We start from the raw sequence: 17,911 nt of genomic DNA, 5'->3' as shown, positions 1-17,911 counted from the left end.
CGGCCCGAGTCCTGGCGCGCCGCGATAGCCCCACACGAAATCCAAGAAAACCCAATCACCAACCAGGGAGGAAACCATGAAACGAAGAATCTTTGCATCGCTTATCTGCGCCTTGCCGCTGGCGGCGCTCGCCTACCCGGACAAGCCGATCCGGCTCATCGTGCCCATGGCGGCCGGGAGCATCACCGATGTCGTGGCGCGCACCCTCGCCGATGCCATGGCGGCGCGGTTGCACCAGCCGATCGTCGTGGACAACCAGGCGAGCGGCGGCAACGTCGTGGGCACCATGGCGGCCGTGCGCGCCGCGCCGGACGGCTACACGCTGCTCATGGTCGGCGTGACCAATGGCGCGAGCAATCTCGCCGTCATGAAGGCGCTGCCCTACGACCCGCGCAAGGACTTCACGCCGGTGGGCCTCATCGCCGATGCTCCCTTCCTGCTGGTGTCCGCCAAGGCATTGCCCGTGGGCCAGCTGAAGGATCTCATCGCCTACGGCAAGGCCCATCCAGGCAAGCTCTCGTACGGATATGGATCGGGCAGCAGCCAGCTGTCGGCGGCGCGATTCGTCTCGATGAGCGGGATCACGGCGACGGCCGTGCCCTACAAGGGCATTCCCCAGGCAATGACGGACCTCATCGGCGGAACGATCGACTGGGTGGTGGCGGACCTGGTCAACGGGTTGCAGGCCGCGCGCGCGGGACGCGTCACCGCGTTGGGAGTGACGTCCGCCAAGCGCTCGCCGCTCGCACCCGACGTGCCCACGCTGGCCGAGCAGGGCCTGCCGGGCTACGACATCTCGGTCTGGTTTGGACTGGCTGCCCCCGCACACATGCCTGCCGCGGTGGTCACCCGGCTCAACGTGGTCCTGCGCGAGGCGCTCGCCGACCCGCAGGTCCGGCAACGTTTCGACAACGCGGGTCTCACGGCGTCCCCCTCCTCGCCCGAGGCGTTCGGGCGGCTCATCAGCGACGGCATCACCAAGTGGTCCACCATCGCGCGGGATGCCGGTGTCGCGCCGCAGTGAGGAGGGCTGCCATGTCGCTCATCAAGATCCGCAAGACCCAGCTCACACTGGAGCGCGTCTACCACGAGGGTGGGCCCGCGCGCGCTGAGCCCATCACCACCGGCGTCATCGCGGCGGTGATCCATAACCCCTATGCGGGCCGCTACGTGGAGGACCTGTCCGCGATGGTGGAGGCCGCGCACCGCCTGGCCAAGCAACTGGTGCCCGAACTGCTGGATGCCCTGGGCGGCGCCGATCGCATCGAGGCCTACGGCAAGGGCGCCATCGTCGGAGTCAACGGCGAACTCGAGCATGGCGCGATCTGGCACGAGGCGGGGGGATGGTCCATGCGGGCGGCCCTGCCACGCGCCAAGTCGATCGTGCCGGCCGCCAAGATCGTGGCCAGCGCGGGAACGCGATTGCACATCCCGTTGCACCACATCGAGGCCTGCTACGTGAGGAGCCATTTCTCGGTGGCGGAGGTGGGCGTTGCCGACGGGCCGCGGCCGGATGAACTCCTCTATGCGCTCGCCATGTCCAATGGAGCACGGGTGCATGAGCGCCTGGGTGGCCTGAGGGCCGAGCTGATTTCCGTGGGCGACGGACAGCGTTGAGTCGCAGCAGGGGCCCTTGCGTCCCTGCTGCCAGAACACACAGCCCCTAGGGGCCCTTTCGATGATGCCTGGACAGAGGGCAGGCCGGGCCTCGGCCGAAACTGTCGGATGCAGGAGACGCAAAGTGCAAGCAAATACCCATAAAGCACTGACAGAAGCCGTTCACCAATTGCAGGCGTTGTCCGAACCCAGGCATGCCGAGATGATCAACCATCTGGGAATGGTGGCCCCTTTGCTGGAGAGGGCTCGGAGCGATCTGAAGCACCGGGCCTTGGCGCTCGGCCTCGATCGCCTCAGAGCGCTCGGTCCCACGCTCTCGCCTCTCATCTCGGTGATCCGCGAAACCCCCCGGTCGCTGCCCGACGAACTGCTGTCCGGTCGCATCACCTGTATCTCGCCGTGGGCGTGCGACATGCTCGAGCGAGACTGGCAGCAGTTCGCGCCCATCGCGAGAGTGGCGCTCGGCCTGCGCTATGAGACGGGCAAGCTCGCTGAAGCCTGCAGCATGCCCACCATACGGTGGATCGCGCTGGGCGACACGGCGCCTGCGTCCGGGGATGCATCGCCGGTGCTGGGTGGAGCGATCGATCTGGCGCTGCTGCGCTTGCTCGGCTCTTTGCTCACGCCCAGGACCACGGGAGGGGCCGTGCCGGTCTTGCCGACCACCTACCACGACGCAGTGCACCAGATCGACAGCGCAGCGCAGGCGCTCTCGGGACTGGATCTGCGGCTGCGCGAGTTCAGCTGGCTGCTGGACCAGATCGGCCGGCGCCTGGTTGCCATGACGCATCGCGTCTGCGCCGGCGCGGACCCCAAGCGCCTGGCCGCAGTCGACATCGACGCCGGATTCCGAAGCAACCGCTACGGCATGCGCTCCCTCACGGCGGAATTGCTGCGCCTGGCCCAGGTGGGTGCGTTGGATGCCAACGGCACTCTGTGCCGCGAGGGGGCCCAGGCGGTCGCGGACGCACGACGGACCTTGCTGGAGTTCGAAGACTGCGTGGTGTAGCGAGGGCTGCGGTTCCCCGCGCGCAGGTCTTCCTGGGCTACCGGGCGGTGGCGGCCTTTCGGCCAGGGCATGTTGCCTTCGCCACCGGAACCGCCGTCCACGCCGCGAACCGCCACGATGGCCGGTGGCGGGGATATCGAACCGCGACGCGGGAGCCGGCCGGGGAGGGCTCGGGGACCGTGTCCTGTCCCGCATCCCATCGCCCCGCTTGGATCCCAGCCCGTTCCCCTGTCGCCATGGTGGTCCGGGTCCGCACGCCGCCCTTGCCGGAGCGGCCGCTATGGGCGGTGCTGCGGCTGACTTTGAATGGCCGGAGGTGGACCAGCGCAGACGCCGAAATCCCCTGAAATCCTGCACCAATGCGGCTGGCGCAAGATGGTGGGATCGGTCAGCATGGGAACATGCAGTCGGAACGATAAGGAGGGACTGGCGTGCAAGCAGAGGAACGGCCGGACGATACCCAGGATGCGCGGCAGCGTGCCTCGGCGCTGTCGGTCGAGATGCTGCGCGCGGTGCTGGATGGCGGTACCTACGAGGCCGTCGCCGCCCAGCACGGCGTCACCCGCACCGCGGTCGAACGCCGGATCAAGGCCGTGGCGGTGCGCCTGGCCGCCAACGGCATCGAGGGCCTGAACACCGACGCGGCGGCCATGGTCCGCCGGCTGCGCGCCCACCGCAGCGCGGTGCTGAGCGCGCTGGAAGGGTTCGACGAAGCGGAGCCGGCTCAGGACCAGGACATCCATCTCCTCACGGATGAGGAGATCGCCACGGGTGCCTTGCGCATCCGGGGCCGCAGCCATCAGCCCCTGGAAGATCTGGCGCTCTACTACCTCCTGCTCGCCACCGGCGCCCGGCCACTGGAGATCGCCCGGCTGGAGGTGCGGGACTATCTCGCGTCGGACGGCGGCGTCCGCCATGCCTCGGAGATCCGGGCCGAGGTGGCCATCACCGGACGTGAGCGCCCGGTGTATTTCCGCAGCACCCACCTGACCGATGCACTGGACGCCTATCTGGCCGATCGCATCGTCTTCCGCCGAGGCATGGGGGAGGAGGGGCGTTACCGGGGGCTGGACCCGGTCAGCCGGCTGTTTCTCTCCGCCAGCGGTCAGGGGTTCGTGATCCACCCCTACGGCGAGGACGGACAGCGGCGCTTCCGCTGCCGCGCGATCCAGGAGACGTACCGCAAGCTGTTCCGCTATGCCGAGCTCAAGCAGGTCACTGCGCTCACGGTACGCCACACCGTGGCCGATCGGCTGTACTCGAGAGGCGCGGATGAGTCCCAGGTCGGCCTGCTGCTGGGCATCGCCGAGCGTAGCGCCGTGCGCGAGCAGTTCCCGAGGCGCCTGCCCACGCTGGATGCGCTGACCAACGATCTGGTATGAGCGGGATGGCCCCGGCGCACGATTCGATCGCCATGGCGGGGATGGACCGCGATCCCGCGCAGGGAACGCAGCGGTTTGCCATCGGGGGGCGGGTCTGGCAGGCCAGCGATCCCGGATTCCAGGAAGCCCTGGCCGCGGTCCACGAGACCGCGCAGCGGCCGCGCTGCCTGTGCGTGGACGGCGGCGTCGAGATGTACGTTGCGCGGCATCTCCGCTATCTCGTCAAGCGCCTGCCGGCCAGTGGCAAGGACCACCATCCGTCCTGTCCTTCGTACGAGCCCGACGGGGCGCTGTCCGGGCTGGGTGAACTGGTCGGCGAGGCGGTGCTGGAGCACCAGCCGGGGCGCATCGAGCTGCGCGTGGATTTCCCGTGGGCCCGCGTGAATGGGCGGGCCATCGGGCGTGCGGAGGCCTCCGAGCCCGCTGAGATCGCCGTGCCGCGGCGGCGCATGTCGCTGCGGGCGGTGATGCACTATCTCTTCGAGCGCGCCGGCTTCAATCGCTGGACTCCCGCCATGGCCGGAAAGCGCAACCAGGGGGTCTTCCGAAAGTACCTGATGGCGGCCGCGGCCGAGATCGAGGTGAAGGGTCTGGCCCTCTCCGACCGGCTCTACGTGCCCGAACCCTTCCAGGAAGGGGTCAGGGCGGAAATCGCCCAGCGGCGGCGCGACACGCTGGCGATCCTGCAGCCGCGCGACGGACAGGCTCCGCTGGCCCTGGTAATCGGCGAGTTCAAGGGCTGCGAGCGCAATGACCACGGCTGCCGCATCTGGATACGGCACATGCCGGACGCCCCGCTGCTGATGGAGGTGCGCAGCTGGGACCGGCTCGCACGCACCCATGCGGCGCTGCTGGAAGCACGCGATGCCGACACCGGCCACCGGGTCCGGCTGGTCATGGCGGCGTTGATCCACGCGCGGCGCGAATTCACCTACGAGATCGACGTCGCCAGCCTGATGCTGACCAGCGAACAGTGGATTCCCGTCGAGGGCGTGCACGAGCTGCCGCTCATCGAGGCGCTGGTCGAGCGCCAGCGGCGCTTTCTGAAGCCCCTGCGCTACGACGCCAGGAGTGCCGCGGCTTTCCCGAACGCGTTGCTGCTCGATCGCGGGGATGCGCCGGTGGGCCTGCATTTGATCAGCGGGTTTTCTGCTGCAAAGGACCGCGCGTTCAAGGAGCGGGTGGTCCAGGCGGCGGGCAGCGGGGCCTGGTGCTGGTGTGCAGGAAACTCCATGCCCGTGCTGCCATGAGCCGCACGTTTCTCAGACGCCTTGGGTTGCAGATCCCGGCCCGCATGGCAACAACCCTTGAGGCGTCTGCCACGGATTCTCGACCCTGGCCGCCATCGGGATTGCATCGCGCGCCCCGCTGAGACTCGACAGTCTCGGTCGATCGGTTTCAGCGTGCGCTTGAGATGGGCGAACCGTATCTCGATGCCGCGGACCCGTCTCCTGGATCCGCATTGGCGACGGCCGTGTGCTGCGAGTGCATGCAGTTGATCGGAAGCGTGGCCGGTCAGCCTCAGGAATTCGCTTCAGGCATTGCACCCCGGCCGCTGCATCGCGGTCCTCAACCGCCAGCATCGGAAACTGTGGCGCAAGCGTCCAAGCATCTCCTCTTGAACCCCAGGTCTAGACTTGTGGATATGACTGAGCCTCAACTTCCGGTATGGATCGCGTTCCCCAAGATTCCCTGGGGCAGCGTTGGATGGCGCATGGGCGCGGGAGAGGACTATTGGCACGCGTGGGTCGCCTGGTTCAAGGCGACCGCGCCGTCAGCACGCGAACGGTACAAGGCGGCCTGGCCTGAGCCAGCGGGTTGGGAAGATTTCTACAGTTTCATCGAGACTGGAGCGTTGCCCGGGTGGTTTCAAGAGCGACAAGCGAAGATTGCTGAAGCCGCCGTCCCACCACAGCCAGGTGAAGAGGAGATTCGGGGCTATCACCGAGTTCTCTGGCTAATGCGCCAGCACTCCAAGCGGGTTCGAGCTGATCGGCCAAGGGACGATGAGTGCATCGCAGAGATTTATGCAGCTCCTGATGGCACGCAATGGAGGCTTTCGGCGCACGCCACTCAAGGCGGCATGCACTTTACGAAGCTGCCGGCTGATGCTGATTCAAATACCTAGGGAAGGTCGGCAAAACCCCAGATGAACAGCCGTAGGGAGAAATGTGCGCCTTGGGTCAAACGCTCTTGTGCGATACGGCGATAGCCGCCGGCATCGACCTCGGCTCGCTTGACCCATTCGTTGAGCGTCTGCGGTACGCAGCCAATCTTGGGCGCGATGGACTCGATGGCCGCCCACAGCGACGGGTACGCACCACGGTGCTCCAGCACCATCCTCACAGCACGCTCACGGACCTCTGGCGAGAACTTGTTCGACTTCTTCATGGCTTCATCTTCTCAAGAGTTGAAGCCTCCTCAAAACCCGGGGCGATTCACAATGCAATAGCGAGGCAATTGAATGAGAGGCCGCGCAAGACGCTCGGCTATCACACACCCGCTGAGATGTTCAGCGAATGTGTTGCAACGACCGGTTGAATCCGCCGCCACCAGCGGACGTTCGAAGTGCTGCCACGAATGACAGCTCCGTCAAATATGCGACGTTCACCGTAACGCTTTGGCCGCCTGCCTGGGCCAACTGGCGCTCCTCTCAAGCCTCGCATTAAAAGACTCTCGCCTTTTGAGCTGGCCTCAGGCGTGGAATACGCTCACGGATTGGTCCGCGCGCTTGGCGTGGATTTAAGCAGCGAACTGGTACAGCCGTTGCGGGTTTTGAACCAACAATAGCTCCAGGGCGTTCGCAGTGGGCGCGATCTCCGCAAGTGCATCGATTAGCACGCCGTCATCAGGAACGTGCGTGTGGTTCGGATGCGGCCAGTCAGTCCCCCAAACGCAGCGCTCAGGAAAGCGCTTGACGAGGACCCGCGCAAGTGCAACGCCGTCGCGGTACCTCTGTGCAGGTGAAGCCTTCGCATCGATGCGGTCGATACCACTGACCTTTACGTAGAAGTTTGGACTTTCAAGCAGGCGCATGAGTTCTTGGAAATCAGCGTGCTCGATACCGAGCGTGGCATCTACCCGGCCCATGTGGTCGACCACCACGGGCACGCTGCTGCGCTTCAGAGATGCCGCCAGCTCATGCACAAGTTCGCTTTCGAAATGCACCTGCAGGTGCATGCCGACGGCGGCAAGCCGCGGTGTCAACGCTAGCACCGCATCGACAGATGCGCTGCCGGCGATGTGTCGCATGAAGTTGAAGCGCACGCCGCGGAAGCCTGCTTGCGCAAGCCGCTGCAGCTCCTCATCAGGCACATTGGGCGACACCAGCGCAACACCGAGGTAGCGGCCCTCGCCCGCCTTGATGGCGTCCTCGACCGCGCTGTTGTCTGTGCCATGCACGATGGACTGCACGATTACGCATCGCTGGATACCCATGCGGCGATGGAGCGCGAACAGGGCTTCTTTCGGGGCTTCCACCGGCGTACTGCGCCGGGTAGACACGTAGGGGAACCGCGCGACCGGTCCGAATACGTGCACATGGCTGTCGCAAGCCAAAGCAGGCAGGCGTAGGCTTGGCATGGTCGGTTGTTCGAGGAACGTTCGAATTGGGACGGTGGTGTCGTCAACAGTGGTGGACATGTTCAGGTCGAGGTAGGTTGATAAGGCCAGATCAAGCCGAGATGGGAAGACCAACGAGACGTCCAAGCTCGGCCAAGGTCATGCCCTCCACTGCATCGATCATGAGCAGGCCCTGGGTCGTGCAAGCGAAGGTCGCCAGGTCGGTGTAAATCCGTTTGACACAGCCGATGCCGGTGAGCGGGTAGCTACAGCTCTCGACGATCTTGCTGACGCCTTGTTTGGTCAGCAGGTCCATCATGACCCAGGTCTGCTTTGCGCCAATCGCCAGGTCCATGGCGCCCCCCACTGCCGGAATGGAGCCGGCCTCGCCCGTGCTCCAGTTGGCCAGATCGCCAGTGACAGAGACCTGGAACGCACCGAGGACACAGATGTCCAGATGACCGCCACGCATCATCGAAAAGCTGTCGGCGTGATGGAAGAACGCTCCGCCTGGCATCAGGGTGACGGGTTGCTTGCCGGCGTTGATGACGTCGTAGTCTTCCTCACCCGCAGCAGGGGCGGGCCCCATGCCCAGAATGCCGTTCTCGCTGTGCAGGATGACTTCGCGGCCAGACGGCAGGTGGTTAGCTACCGTCGTTGGTTGGCCGATCCCCAGATTGACCACGGCACCGTCGAAGATGTCCGCTGCGACGCGTGCGGCCAACTGCTCCTTGGTGCGGCGTTGATAGTTGCTTGTCGTCATGGTCATGCCGCCTTTCGGAATCCACCAGCCTCGGTCGCCACGCGGTCGACCCGCACGATGCGCGAAACGAAGATGCCTGGGGTGACGATGGTTTCCGGGTCCAGTTCGCCCAAAGCGACGACTTCGTGCACGGTAGCGATGGTCGTGGTGGCTGCCATTGCCATCACAGGCCCGAAGTTGCGCGCTGCCTTGCGGTAGCTCAGGTTCCCCCAGCGATCCCCACGCTCTGCTTTCACAAGAGCTAAATCGCCATGGATCGGATACTCCAGCACGAAGGGCTTCCCATTGATCACGCGCACTTCCCGGCCCTCGGCCAGCGGCGTGCCGTAACCCGTCGGACAGAAGAACGCACCGATACCTGCCCCCGCCGCGCGAATGCGCTCCGCCAGATTGCCTTGCGGCACCAGCTCCAATTCAATCTTGCCGGTCCGGTACAGCCCGTCAAAGACCTGGCTGTCCGCTTGGCGCGGAAAGCTGCAGATGATCCTGCGCACCCTGCCGGTTTTCAGCAACGCAGCCAAGCCCGTTTCGCCGTTGCCAGCGTTGTTGTTGACGATGGTCAGGTCGCGCGCGCCCTGTGCAATCAGCCCATCGATCAGTTCGTTGGGAATGCCGGCGGTGCCGAAGCCGCCAATCATCACGGTCGCGCCGTCGCGGACGTCAGCCAACGCCTGTGCGACAGACTCGCTGATCTTGTTGATCATGCAGCCTCCTTCAGTGGGAGATGTTCAGTGCCACGAGGAAGCGCGACACCATGTTGTAGGCTGCTACGGTGGCCACCAGCTCCACGACCGCCTGCGGATCGCGCCCCTCGTTCACGCGTGCCATCAACGCGGCGGGGACCTTGACGTCGCGCGTCATGTGATCCGTCAGCTCCAGCAGTAGCTTCTCTTCCGCAGAGAACAGGTTGCCAGGCGAGGCCTCGCGCAATGCGTCGATCTTGGCCTGTGGAAACCCCGCCTTCAACGCGTGAGGGACATGCGCGTCGAATTCAAAGGCGGCGTCGTTGAGCACTGCCACGCGCAGGATGATCATTTCACGCAGGTCGGCCGGCACGCCGGTGCGGTTTCGCACCGCGGTCAGCATGGCTTCCCAGCCGGCGGCGATGGCCGGACTGTTCAGCAGCACCTGGTACAGGAGAGATATACGGCCGCGCTCAGCCAGGATGCGCGCTTCGGTCTCGGCCAGCTCGGGTCGTGTGCCAGGCGTCACCAGCGGCACGCGGATGTGGTCGGTGCTCATTCGTCAGCCTTGATGTTGCGTGCCTTGATCAACGCGGCCCACTTGGCCGTGTCGGTCTTCAGCAATGCGGCAAGTTCCTGCGTCGTGGAGGACTTCGGTTCGGCACCACCGCGCAACAACTTGGCGTTGGTTTCAGGGTGCGCAATCGCGTCGCGCACAGCCTTGTTCAGTTGCTCCACCACGGCCGCCGGCGTCTTGGCCGAAACGAACAAGGCGTACCAGTTGTTCGTGTCCACCGCCTTGATGCCTTGCTCTTCGAACGTCTTCACGTCGGGCAACGACGGGTGCCGCTTGCTGGCGGCGATGCCAATGGCCTTGAGGCGACCGCCTTGGACCTGAGAAATGATGGCCGGCACATCCGCGAACACGCCCTGAACCTGACCGCCCATCAAGTCGGTGAAGGCCGGCGCCATGCCCTTGTACGGCACATGCAGGAATTTCGCGCCTGTTGACTCCTCCAACTGGATCAAGGCCAGGTGCGGAATGCTGCCAGAGCCCGAAGAGGCCATGGGCGTCGATTCCTTGCGGGCTCTGGCGGCGTTCACGAACTCAGCGGCATCGGTCACCGGCGTCTTGGCATTGACCACCAGCGCCTCCACATTGTTCGCCACCAGCGAGACGGGCAGGAAGTCGCGTTGCGTGTTGTACCCAGGCTTTTCCGCGAGGGTCGGGTTGATCGCTGCGGCGCCCACGCTGGTGATCCACAGGGTGCTTCCATCAGCTTCGGACCGCAGCGTCTCCAACGCGCCGAGTGCGCCGTTCGCTCCCGGCTTGTTCTCAACGATGACAGGCCGCTTGAGCTCGCGAGCAAGTTGCTCAGCCAAGGTGCGGGCAACGAAGTCGACAGGACCGCCGGGACTGAAAGAGCTGACGATGCGGACCGGCTTGCCGCTTGTCTGTGCTTGGGCAAGTGGAACCAGGGCGAAAGCCATGGCGGCTGCGAGCAGGCGACGTTTCTTCATGATGTGTCTCCGCAAGGGATGGGGTATCAGTCGCAGCGCGCGGTCATGCCGCCATCGACAACGAGTTCGGTGCCGGTCACGAAGCGAGCTTCATCACTGGCCAGGTACAGGGCAGCGCTGGCGGTGTCGCGGCCATCGCCCATGAAGCCCAGCGGAATGCGTTTGACACGGGAGGCGAGAAGCCCTTCGACGTCACCACCGGTGCGCTGCTTGGCCAGCCGAACCTCAACCATGGGCGTGTGCAGCTGACCTGGCACCACGGTGTTGACGCGCACACCGTCCGGTGCGTGCTGTACGGCGACCACCCGCGAAAGGTGGATCACGCCAGCCTTGCTCGCTGCGTATGCCACTTGCGCGCTGCCGGTCCAGCGCATGCCGGAGGTCGAGGCGACGTTGACGATGGCGCCGCTTTTGCGCTCCACCATCAGCGGCAGAACGTACTTGCAGGTGAGGAAGACACTCTTCAGATTGATGTCGATCTGGCTGTCCCAGGCCTCTTCGCTCAACTGCACAGGGCCACCTGCGGCCGAGCCGCCGACGTTGTTGATCAGAATGTCCGGTGCGCCGTATGCAGCGATACAGGCTTCGACCATGGTCTGCACGCTGGCGGCGCTGGTCACGTCGCAAATGCACGTGGTGATGTGCGCCGCCGCATCGCCCGCGAGCGACAGGGTCTCGTCCAGGCGCTCCTTGTCGCGGTCCACGGCAAGAACTTTTGCGCCTTCCTCCGCCAGACGAACTGCCATTGCGCGGCCGTTGCCCCAACCCGCGCCGACGCAACCTGCGCCGGTCACGATGGCGATCTTCGATCCAAACCTCTTCATGCTCTTGCTCCTCGTCGTTTCAGCAGTCCGGCAGGTGGCCGACTCGCTGCATGGATCAAGTTTGCGGGGATGGGTCCCAAAGTTAAACTCGATGACAGCTATATCGACTATGTTCAAACGCTATGGATTTACGCCAGTTGGAGTATTTCGTTGCCGTGGTCGAACAAGGCAGCTTCAGCCGGGCGGCCACGGCCCTTAACCTGGCCCAGCCCAGCGTCAGCCGGCAGATCGCGCTGCTGGAGGAAGAGTTGGGCCAACGCCTGCTTGAACGCACAGGTCGCGGCGTCTCAGCGACGGACGCAGGTCACGCCCTGCTGGCTCACGCGCACGTGATGCTGAATGCTGCCAAGCAGGCGCTGTCCGACCTGAAGGACATGCACGCGAAGCCTGTCGGGCGCGTCGTGGTGGGGCTGCCGCACCATGTGGCAATGGGTCTGGCGGTGCCGCTGATCCGCCAATTTCGTCAGCGCTTTCCCAACGCGCTACTGTCGGTGGTCGAAGGGCTCAGTTTGTCGTTGCGCGAAGGTCTGGTGGCGGGCCGCATTGACCTTGGCCTGCTGTTCGACCCCGCTCCAACACCTCTTCTGGCCTATGAGGACCTGACCCGCGAGCGCATGGTCCTGGTTGCACCGAAGGGATTTCGGCTGGACAAGCAGGTGGGGCTGGCCGCGCTGGCAGAGTTTCCCTTGGTGCTGCCGGGCTCGCACAACCCAATTCGCAGCCTGGTGGACGCCGTGTTGCTACCTCGTCGCATCAGCCTGAATGTCGTTGCGGAAGTCGGCGCAGTGCACACCGCGCTGAGCGTGGTGGAAGATGGCTTGGCATGTTCGATCCTGCCCGAGAGCGCCTTGCAACTGAGCAGGCGGCCTGCGCGAATTCACTCCGCTCCTATCGGTCCCCCCGCCATGCGAAACCTGCTTGTGCTTGCCATGCCCCGCGCACGCCCAGCAAGTCGCTTGATTGCAGAGACTGCCAAGCTGCTCCGCGAGCTTGGACACAGAAAAGAAGGCGCAGAGGCCTGACCTTTAGTCAAGCAAGGAAAACATCGTGCGCACCGTCGCCGTGAACCGAGGCCGCACGCGCGAACTCCACGCCGTGTTGCGCACGGCCAGCCAGGGTGGGGACCCCATGGCCTGCGCATCCACCAAGTCGTAGCAAGCCAGTGACCGTGGCCCCGTGTCGTAGTTCATGAACCGCTGCGCGCGCACGCAGCCAGGAACCCCAGCCAGTCCCGGCAGGTGCTCACGGGCATACCAGCGCTGCAACTCCGCTTCCCAGCCGGCCTGCGGCGTCATCTCTACGACGTAGTGGACCGTTGCGAGTTGGCCATGGCTCGCGCCGTCCAGCTTCTGCATGAGCGCCAGGCGGGAAAGCTCGACGTCCACGCCCACTCCCGATAGGCCCGCGAGGCTCTCGGGCGCCGGCACTGGCAACGCAATGCGCTCGGGAAGGTCCAGGTAGACGTACGCCAGACCCGTGTCTTTCGACCAGGCGCAGCACCCAGGCGAAGCGCCGAGATCACGCAGGGCAGGCACGCCTTTCAGGCGCAGACGCAGGGCGTTCAGCCCATCTGGTGCAACGCGCATGCGCAGCAGCAGAACGTCAGTCGGCAGGTGGGGGGGCAGCATCAAGTCCCCGATTGACGCGCTCAGCCCCGCTTGCAGAGCAAGCCTCCGTCCACGGGCAGCAGGACACCCGTCACGTACCGGGCCTCCTCCGACGCCAGGAAAACCGCAGCATTTGCAACGTCCCAGCCAGTTCCCATGTGCTGCATGGGTACCAGCGCCTCGCGCTCGGCGCGGACCACGTCCCGCGAAACACCGCGCTCGATGGCCCTGCGCTCGATGGCCATGGGCGTGTCGATCAGGCCGGGCAGGATCGCATTGGCGCGGACGCCATGGGCCGCGTTCTCCATGGCCAAGTGCTGCGTGAACGCGTTGACGGCGCCCTTGCTGGTCTTGTAGGTCACGGTGGGCCGCGCCGCCAACGAAGCGGTGGAGGACACGTTGATGATGCTGCCGGAACCTTGATGGACCATCTGGGGCAGCACATGCTTGCAGGTCATGAACATGCCCTTGAGGTTCATCGCCATGATCTCGTCCCACATCTGTGCATCCATGTCCGCGGTCCGTCGATCACCTTTGGACCGTCCCACGTTGTTGTGCAGGATGTCGATGCGACCGTAGCATTCGACACAAGTCACCGCAATGGTGCGGCAATCACCCTCCTGGGTGATGTCAGCACGCAGCACGCTCGCCGGCTGTCCGTAGCCTGCGACTGCCTCCAGCGTGGCCTGTGCAAGTTCCTCCTGGATGTCCACCAGCAGGAGGGTGGCACCTTCCTGCGCGAAGCGTTCGGCAACGGCACGGCCATTGCCAACCGTGTCGCCGGCCAACTGGCCCGCGCCGACGATGACAGCGACCTTGCCGTGCAGTCTTCCTTTTGATTTCTCTTGCATGTCGTGCCTCAGTCTATGGTGACCTTGCCTTCCACCACAACCTTGCGCCAACGAGCCTCTTCAGCGCGCATGAGCTGCGTCATCTGTGCGGGCGTGTTGGCTGCAACCGTCAGGCCTTCATGCGCCAGGCGCTCCTTGTAGGCGGGAGCCTCTGCGGCTTTGCGCACGGCGGCGTTGATGGTCGCGATCACGTCAGGCGGTGTTCCTGCCGGCGCGAACAAGGCGTACCAGACGTCAGCCTCGTACCCCGGCAAGGTCTCCGCGATGGTGGGAACGTCCTTGTAAGCAGGACTACGTCGGGTGGAGGTGACGCCGATGGGCCGCATCTTGCCCCCTGTCACCAGCTTGGCCACGCCGCCCGCGGTTCCAAACAGGAGGTCAACCTGGCCGCCGATCAGGTCGTTGTAGGCGGGGCCTGCACCACGGTACGGCACGTGCGCGATGTCGACCTTGGCCATGGTCTTGAACAACTCACCAGCCAGGTGCACCGCAGACCCGTTGCCGGATGATGCATAGGTCAATTTACCCGGCGCGACCTTGGCTGCAGCGATCACATCCGCCACGGTCTTGTAGGGGCTGTCTGCCTTCGTCACCAACACATTGGGGCCGGTGCAGATGAGGGCCACCTCGGTAATGTCCTTGTCCGTGTCGTAGGGAAGCTTCTTGACCAACGAGTCGTTGATGGCGATGGCGGATGTGGTCATCAACAGCGTGTGGCCGTCTGCAGGAGCCTTGGCCACCAGGTCGGTGCCGATTACGGTACCGGCGCCCGGCTTGTTGTCGATGATGAGCGCCTGTCCCAGCTCCTTCTGCATGCCGATGATGAGCGCACGGCCAACCACGTCGGTACCGCCGCCAGGCGTGAACGGCACCACGATGCGGATGGTACGCGACGGAAATTTGTCAGCGGCGCGAGCGCCAACGCTGGCCAGGGCAAGCGTAGCGGGTGCCAAGCTGCCTGCGCGCAACATGCGGCGGCGCGACACGGTGGTGTCAAGGGTGAACATGGTCGTGGTCCTGATGCTTAGAAATCGATGCGGATGCCCGCTTCCTTCACGGCCTTGCCGATCTTGTTCAGGTCGTCGGCAATGAGCTGTCGGAACTCGGCTGGCGTGGACTGCGTCGGGACGAACGACAGCTCCGCGAACTTGGCCTTCAGCGCCGGAACCTGCACCGCTTTGCCAATTTCTGCGTTCAGGCGTTCGACGATGGCGGGAGGCAGATCGGCAGGTCCCCAAATGCCGTACCAAGACAACAGTTCGAATCCGGGCATACCGCTTTCCTCTAGGGTGGGCACGTCGGGAAGTGCAGGAATGCGCGTCTTGCTGGTCACGGCAAGGGGTCGCAGCCGGCCAGCCTGAACGAAAGATGTCACGCCAGGCATTGGCGAAATCGCGGCCGACACATGACCGCCGACCACGTCGGTCAGTTGGGGGACCGCGCCTTTGTAGGCCACGATTTCCATCTGCAGGCCCATGGCGCGGTTGACCATCTCTTCGCTCAGATGGCTGGTCGTGCCCAGACCGGACGTTGCCCAGGTGTACTTGCCGGGATTGGCTTTCGCAAGCTTGACGAACTCGGTGAAGGTCTTGACCGGCACCTCGTTGTTGACCGCCACGATCAAAGGAACGAAGCCAATCTGACCGACAGGGGTGAAGTCCCGCTCGGCGTCGTAGGTCTTCTTGGCAACCACCAACGGAAGGTAGGCCTGGCTGGACGCGTTGAATAGCAGCGTGTAGCCGTCGGCCTTGGCCTTCTTCACGTTCAAAGCACCAAGCACACCCGACGCGCCTGGTGTGTTCTCGATCACGATGGGCTGTCCGAGTTGCCGCTGCAGCTGGTCCGCCACCATGCGGCCCACGTTGTCGATGGAGCCGCCCGGCGTGTACGGGATCACCATACGGATCGGCTTGTTCGGATAGGTCTGGGCGGTGGCCAGCGCGCCGCTGAACAGCGCCGCACTCACGAGAGCAGTCTGGAGAGCGGCGGCGGTGTAGTTCTTGAACAAGTATGTCTCCTTGAGGCTGTGGAATGGTTTTGCGGCGCGCCGTCGGGGCGGCGGTCTTGCAGGCTTCTGGTGTGAATGGGCGAATCAGCCGGCGGCAGGTTCGCTGTACGCGCGCCGAGCGAACGCGGCGATGGCGTTGGCCATGGCTTGAGGCTGCTCCGGCGCCATGGCATGGCCCGCGTCGCGGATCGTCTCCACCGTCACCCGGTCGCCCAGGTAGGCCTGCATCACGTTCGGCACGACCACGGCGTCGTACTCGGCCTGCAGGTCCAGGATGGGCACCCGAGTGCCTGCCGAGAAGTAGTCGTCCACAGGCGTGTTGTTTCGGGCGTGGCTCTGTGCCTCATGCGCCGTTGCGCTCCAGCCTTCCAGCCAGACGCGGGGGTCATGGCCCGGCGCGAAGAATGCCCGGCGCAGGCACTCGACACGTTGCGCCTCCGGCAAGGTCATGTCGCCGGCGCCGTCGATAGCATCGCGCAGACGGCTATACGGCTTCTCGGTCGAGCCGGGCGGCAGCTTGCCCGCCGAGGCAGCCGCCATGACGACACCGCGGACCAAGTCCGGACGATCCGCCGCCAGCATCCGAGCAGGCTGGCTGCCCCACGCATGGCCGACGACCACGATGGCCCCAGTAGCTTCCTGGTCGAGCACGGCCGCAACATCGGCGGCAAAGTCATGGAGGCTGAGCGCGTGCATCGGACCTGCGCTCTGACCGATACCCCGTGGTTCGGGACGGATCACGCGAAACCCGTCACGCTGCAACATTGCAGCCACCTCGTCGTAGTCGCGTCCGGAGCGTGCCAGCGAAGGCAGCATGCAGACAACAGGTCCAGTACCTTGATCCGCATACTCGATCTGAACCGGCTCCGCGCCAGACCTCGGTATGTAGTGGACCAGACGGCGGGTCGCACCACTTGTCTCTGTCGTTGTGTTGTTCATGGAACGCAGTCTGGGCTTCGCAGAGCCCAAGCAAAAGCTATGAGCGCCTATACCAGCTATGTCGTTCAGCTATTGGAAGGGTGCACCCCTGTCGGTTCCAGACGAGTTCCAAGGAATGGAACTTGGGGCTGTCCTTTGAAGATCGCTGTCGGTACAAGTCAGCACCACTTCAACCAGGAGACCTCTTTGACTCGACCCTTTGCCCTCTCACTGAACGCACCTGATGCCAGCAGCCTGCGAATGCGGCGCCGCACGCTGCTGGCGGGCGCGACCGGTTCGCTCGTTGCGCTGACAGGCTGTGCAACGTCGGCGGGGATACCGGTTCGGCGCAGCTTCCAATCTGCAGGTGTCGAAATCAGCTACCTGCAGGCTGGCGAAGGCGAAACCGTCGTTCTCACGCATGGCTTCTCCAGCAGTGCCGAGCGGCAGTGGGTGGACACCGGCGTTTTTCAAAAGCTCGCGGCGCGGTACCGGGTGTACGCGCTCGACGGCCGCGGTCATGGCCTCAGCGGCAAGCCCCACGATGCTGCGCAGTACGGCCCGCAGGCAGCGCAAGATGCCATTCGCTTGCTCGATCATGTCGGCCAGGCGCGCGGGCACATCGTGGGTTACTCCCTCGGAGCGATCCTGACGGGCTACCAGGTCGTCCAGTCGCCGGAGCGCTTCAAGACCTGCGTACTCGCTGGTGCGACGCCGCGCTTTCGGTGGACGGCCGATGACCAGCGCAAGCTGGACATTGAAGCGTCCGAGATGGAGGTCGGATCGAAGAAATCGCAGATTCTGCGGCTGTGGCCCAAGGACCAGCCGGCGCCGTCCGATGAAGTGATCCGCCAGATGTCTGCAAAGGACTTGGCCGGGCAGGACTACCGCGCCTTGGCCGCATCTCGGCGAGGTGGAGCGCGCGCATTGCTCTCGCACGAGCAGGTGAGTGCCATCCGTGTGCCGACGCTGGGTATCGTCGGCACAGCCGACCCCTACCTGGCCGAGTTCCGGGCGATGCGCGCGTTAAACCCGACCATGGAGCTTGTCACTGTCGACGGTGCCTCGCATTCCACAGCGCCGGCCAGGCCGGAGCTTGCCGCGGCGTTGCTCGCTTTCCTTGATCGGCACCGGGGCTGAGTGCCTCCGGTCGCATCTCACTGAACG

18 protein-coding genes and 1 pseudogene are annotated in these 17,911 nt (G+C 64.8%); 7 read left to right on the top strand and 12 right to left on the bottom strand.

Annotated features, from left to right (window positions below):
- The first annotated feature begins 76 nt into the window (after positions 1–76).
- The 5 genes from AX018_RS15455 (at position 77) to AX018_RS15435 (ending at position 5,258) form a co-directional block, all read left to right on the top strand.
- Complete coding sequence (locus AX018_RS15455; protein WP_111878805.1) at positions 77–1,024, top strand: Bug family tripartite tricarboxylate transporter substrate binding protein; 948 nt, start codon at positions 77–79, stop codon at positions 1,022–1,024.
- 11 nt (positions 1,025–1,035) lie between these two features.
- Complete coding sequence (locus AX018_RS15450; RefSeq protein ID WP_111878802.1) at positions 1,036–1,617, top strand: amino acid synthesis family protein; 582 nt, start codon at positions 1,036–1,038, stop codon at positions 1,615–1,617.
- A gap of 124 nt (positions 1,618–1,741) precedes the next feature.
- On the top strand, positions 1,742–2,626 hold the full coding sequence (locus tag AX018_RS15445; protein ID WP_146749336.1) for a hypothetical protein: 885 nt from the start codon (positions 1,742–1,744) through the stop codon (positions 2,624–2,626).
- A gap of 431 nt (positions 2,627–3,057) precedes the next feature.
- Positions 3,058–4,008, top strand: a complete 951-nt coding sequence (locus AX018_RS15440) for a tyrosine-type recombinase/integrase (RefSeq protein WP_245951576.1) — start codon at positions 3,058–3,060, stop codon at positions 4,006–4,008.
- A 5-nt stretch (positions 4,009–4,013) separates the two neighbouring features.
- Entirely contained in the window at positions 4,014–5,258 is a 1,245-nt protein-coding gene (locus tag AX018_RS15435; protein ID WP_245951575.1) for a DUF1173 domain-containing protein, read from the top strand.
- Between the two features lie 964 nt (positions 5,259–6,222).
- Here AX018_RS15435 and AX018_RS15430 read toward each other — a convergent pair.
- The 7 genes and pseudogenes from AX018_RS15430 to AX018_RS15395 all read right to left on the bottom strand — a co-directional run.
- A pseudogene (locus AX018_RS15430) lies at positions 6,223–6,399 on the bottom strand (transposase); the annotation flags it as partial.
- A gap of 351 nt (positions 6,400–6,750) precedes the next feature.
- Positions 6,751–7,650, bottom strand: a complete 900-nt coding sequence (locus AX018_RS15420; protein WP_111878794.1) for an amidohydrolase family protein — start codon at positions 7,648–7,650, stop codon at positions 6,751–6,753.
- Positions 7,651–7,681: 31 nt separating this feature from the next.
- On the bottom strand, positions 7,682–8,338 hold the full coding sequence (locus AX018_RS15415) for a 3-oxoacid CoA-transferase subunit B (RefSeq protein WP_111878791.1): 657 nt from the start codon (positions 8,336–8,338) through the stop codon (positions 7,682–7,684).
- A complete protein-coding gene (locus AX018_RS15410) occupies positions 8,335–9,036 on the bottom strand; it encodes a 3-oxoacid CoA-transferase subunit A (RefSeq protein WP_111878788.1) in 702 nt (233 codons plus the stop codon). The genes AX018_RS15415 and AX018_RS15410 overlap by 4 nt, the downstream gene beginning before the upstream one ends.
- 10 nt (positions 9,037–9,046) lie before the next feature.
- The gene (locus tag AX018_RS15405) at positions 9,047–9,574 is read right to left on the bottom strand and encodes a carboxymuconolactone decarboxylase family protein (protein ID WP_211322451.1); all 528 of its coding nucleotides are present in this window, start codon (positions 9,572–9,574) and stop codon (positions 9,047–9,049) included.
- Positions 9,571–10,536 carry a Bug family tripartite tricarboxylate transporter substrate binding protein gene (locus tag AX018_RS15400; RefSeq protein WP_111878786.1) on the bottom strand — a complete coding sequence of 322 codons (966 nt, stop codon included), beginning with the start codon at positions 10,534–10,536 and terminating at the stop codon, positions 9,571–9,573. Before AX018_RS15400 ends, AX018_RS15405 begins: the two co-directional genes overlap by 4 nt.
- Before the next feature lie 26 nt (positions 10,537–10,562).
- Positions 10,563–11,360, bottom strand: coding sequence for an SDR family NAD(P)-dependent oxidoreductase (locus AX018_RS15395; RefSeq protein WP_111878783.1), 798 nt, complete (start codon positions 11,358–11,360; stop codon positions 10,563–10,565).
- A gap of 122 nt (positions 11,361–11,482) precedes the next feature.
- Here AX018_RS15395 and AX018_RS15390 point away from each other — a divergent pair, with 122 nt between their 5' ends.
- Positions 11,483–12,382, top strand: a complete 900-nt coding sequence (locus AX018_RS15390; RefSeq protein ID WP_111878780.1) for a LysR family transcriptional regulator — start codon at positions 11,483–11,485, stop codon at positions 12,380–12,382.
- A 3-nt stretch (positions 12,383–12,385) separates the two neighbouring features.
- On the opposite strand, the gene AX018_RS15385 is transcribed toward AX018_RS15390, so the two are convergent.
- The 5 genes from AX018_RS15385 to AX018_RS15365 form a co-directional block, all read right to left on the bottom strand.
- Entirely contained in the window at positions 12,386–12,988 is a 603-nt protein-coding gene (locus tag AX018_RS15385) for a hypothetical protein (protein WP_245951582.1), read from the bottom strand.
- Positions 12,989–13,008: 20 nt separating this feature from the next.
- Positions 13,009–13,818, bottom strand: a complete 810-nt coding sequence (locus tag AX018_RS15380; RefSeq protein WP_111878774.1) for an SDR family NAD(P)-dependent oxidoreductase — start codon at positions 13,816–13,818, stop codon at positions 13,009–13,011.
- 8 nt (positions 13,819–13,826) lie between these two features.
- Complete coding sequence (locus AX018_RS15375) at positions 13,827–14,825, bottom strand: tripartite tricarboxylate transporter substrate binding protein (protein ID WP_111878771.1); 999 nt, start codon at positions 14,823–14,825, stop codon at positions 13,827–13,829.
- 17 nt (positions 14,826–14,842) lie between these two features.
- Positions 14,843–15,826, bottom strand: coding sequence for a Bug family tripartite tricarboxylate transporter substrate binding protein (locus AX018_RS15370; RefSeq protein ID WP_245951574.1), 984 nt, complete (start codon positions 15,824–15,826; stop codon positions 14,843–14,845).
- 84 nt (positions 15,827–15,910) lie between these two features.
- Positions 15,911–16,642, bottom strand: coding sequence for an alpha/beta fold hydrolase (locus AX018_RS15365; RefSeq protein WP_245951573.1), 732 nt, complete (start codon positions 16,640–16,642; stop codon positions 15,911–15,913).
- A gap of 162 nt (positions 16,643–16,804) precedes the next feature.
- Between AX018_RS15365 and AX018_RS15360 the strand changes: the two genes are divergently transcribed.
- Positions 16,805–17,884, top strand: a complete 1,080-nt coding sequence (locus AX018_RS15360; RefSeq protein ID WP_211322450.1) for an alpha/beta fold hydrolase — start codon at positions 16,805–16,807, stop codon at positions 17,882–17,884.
- The last annotated feature ends 27 nt before the right edge of the window (positions 17,885–17,911 follow it).

Origin of the sequence: Paracidovorax anthurii, from assembly GCF_003269065.1 — a bacterium.
Classification (GTDB): Bacteria; Pseudomonadota; Gammaproteobacteria; order Burkholderiales; family Burkholderiaceae_C; genus Paracidovorax; species Paracidovorax anthurii.
Note: the sequence above shows the minus strand (reverse complement) of the source record. Positions and strands in the feature narration are given on the sequence as shown.

Excerpts from the sequence above, each read along its gene's own strand:
- AX018_RS15410 (WP_111878788.1), bottom strand. The coding sequence starts at position 9,036 with ATGATCAACAAGATCAGCGAGTCTGTCGCACAGGCGTTGGCTGACGTC.
- AX018_RS15400 (WP_111878786.1), bottom strand. The coding sequence starts at position 10,536 with ATGAAGAAACGTCGCCTGCTCGCAGCCGCCATGGCTTTCGCCCTGGTT.
- AX018_RS15365 (WP_245951573.1), bottom strand. The coding sequence starts at position 16,642 with ATGCTGCCTTCGCTGGCACGCTCCGGACGCGACTACGACGAGGTGGCT.
- AX018_RS15415 (WP_111878791.1), bottom strand. The coding sequence starts at position 8,338 with ATGACCATGACGACAAGCAACTATCAACGCCGCACCAAGGAGCAGTTG.
- AX018_RS15435 (WP_245951575.1), top strand. The coding sequence starts at position 4,014 with ATGGCCCCGGCGCACGATTCGATCGCCATGGCGGGGATGGACCGCGAT.
- AX018_RS15375 (WP_111878771.1), bottom strand. The coding sequence starts at position 14,825 with ATGTTCACCCTTGACACCACCGTGTCGCGCCGCCGCATGTTGCGCGCA.
- AX018_RS15390 (WP_111878780.1), top strand. The coding sequence starts at position 11,483 with ATGGATTTACGCCAGTTGGAGTATTTCGTTGCCGTGGTCGAACAAGGC.
- AX018_RS15405 (WP_211322451.1), bottom strand. The coding sequence starts at position 9,574 with ATGAGCACCGACCACATCCGCGTGCCGCTGGTGACGCCTGGCACACGA.
- AX018_RS15360 (WP_211322450.1), top strand. The coding sequence starts at position 16,805 with ATGAGCGCCTATACCAGCTATGTCGTTCAGCTATTGGAAGGGTGCACC.
- AX018_RS15380 (WP_111878774.1), bottom strand. The coding sequence starts at position 13,818 with ATGCAAGAGAAATCAAAAGGAAGACTGCACGGCAAGGTCGCTGTCATC.
- AX018_RS15385 (WP_245951582.1), bottom strand. The coding sequence starts at position 12,988 with ATGCTGCCCCCCCACCTGCCGACTGACGTTCTGCTGCTGCGCATGCGC.
- AX018_RS15395 (WP_111878783.1), bottom strand. The coding sequence starts at position 11,360 with ATGAAGAGGTTTGGATCGAAGATCGCCATCGTGACCGGCGCAGGTTGC.
- AX018_RS15455 (WP_111878805.1), top strand. The coding sequence starts at position 77 with ATGAAACGAAGAATCTTTGCATCGCTTATCTGCGCCTTGCCGCTGGCG.
- AX018_RS15420 (WP_111878794.1), bottom strand. The coding sequence starts at position 7,650 with ATGTCCACCACTGTTGACGACACCACCGTCCCAATTCGAACGTTCCTC.
- AX018_RS15450 (WP_111878802.1), top strand. The coding sequence starts at position 1,036 with ATGTCGCTCATCAAGATCCGCAAGACCCAGCTCACACTGGAGCGCGTC.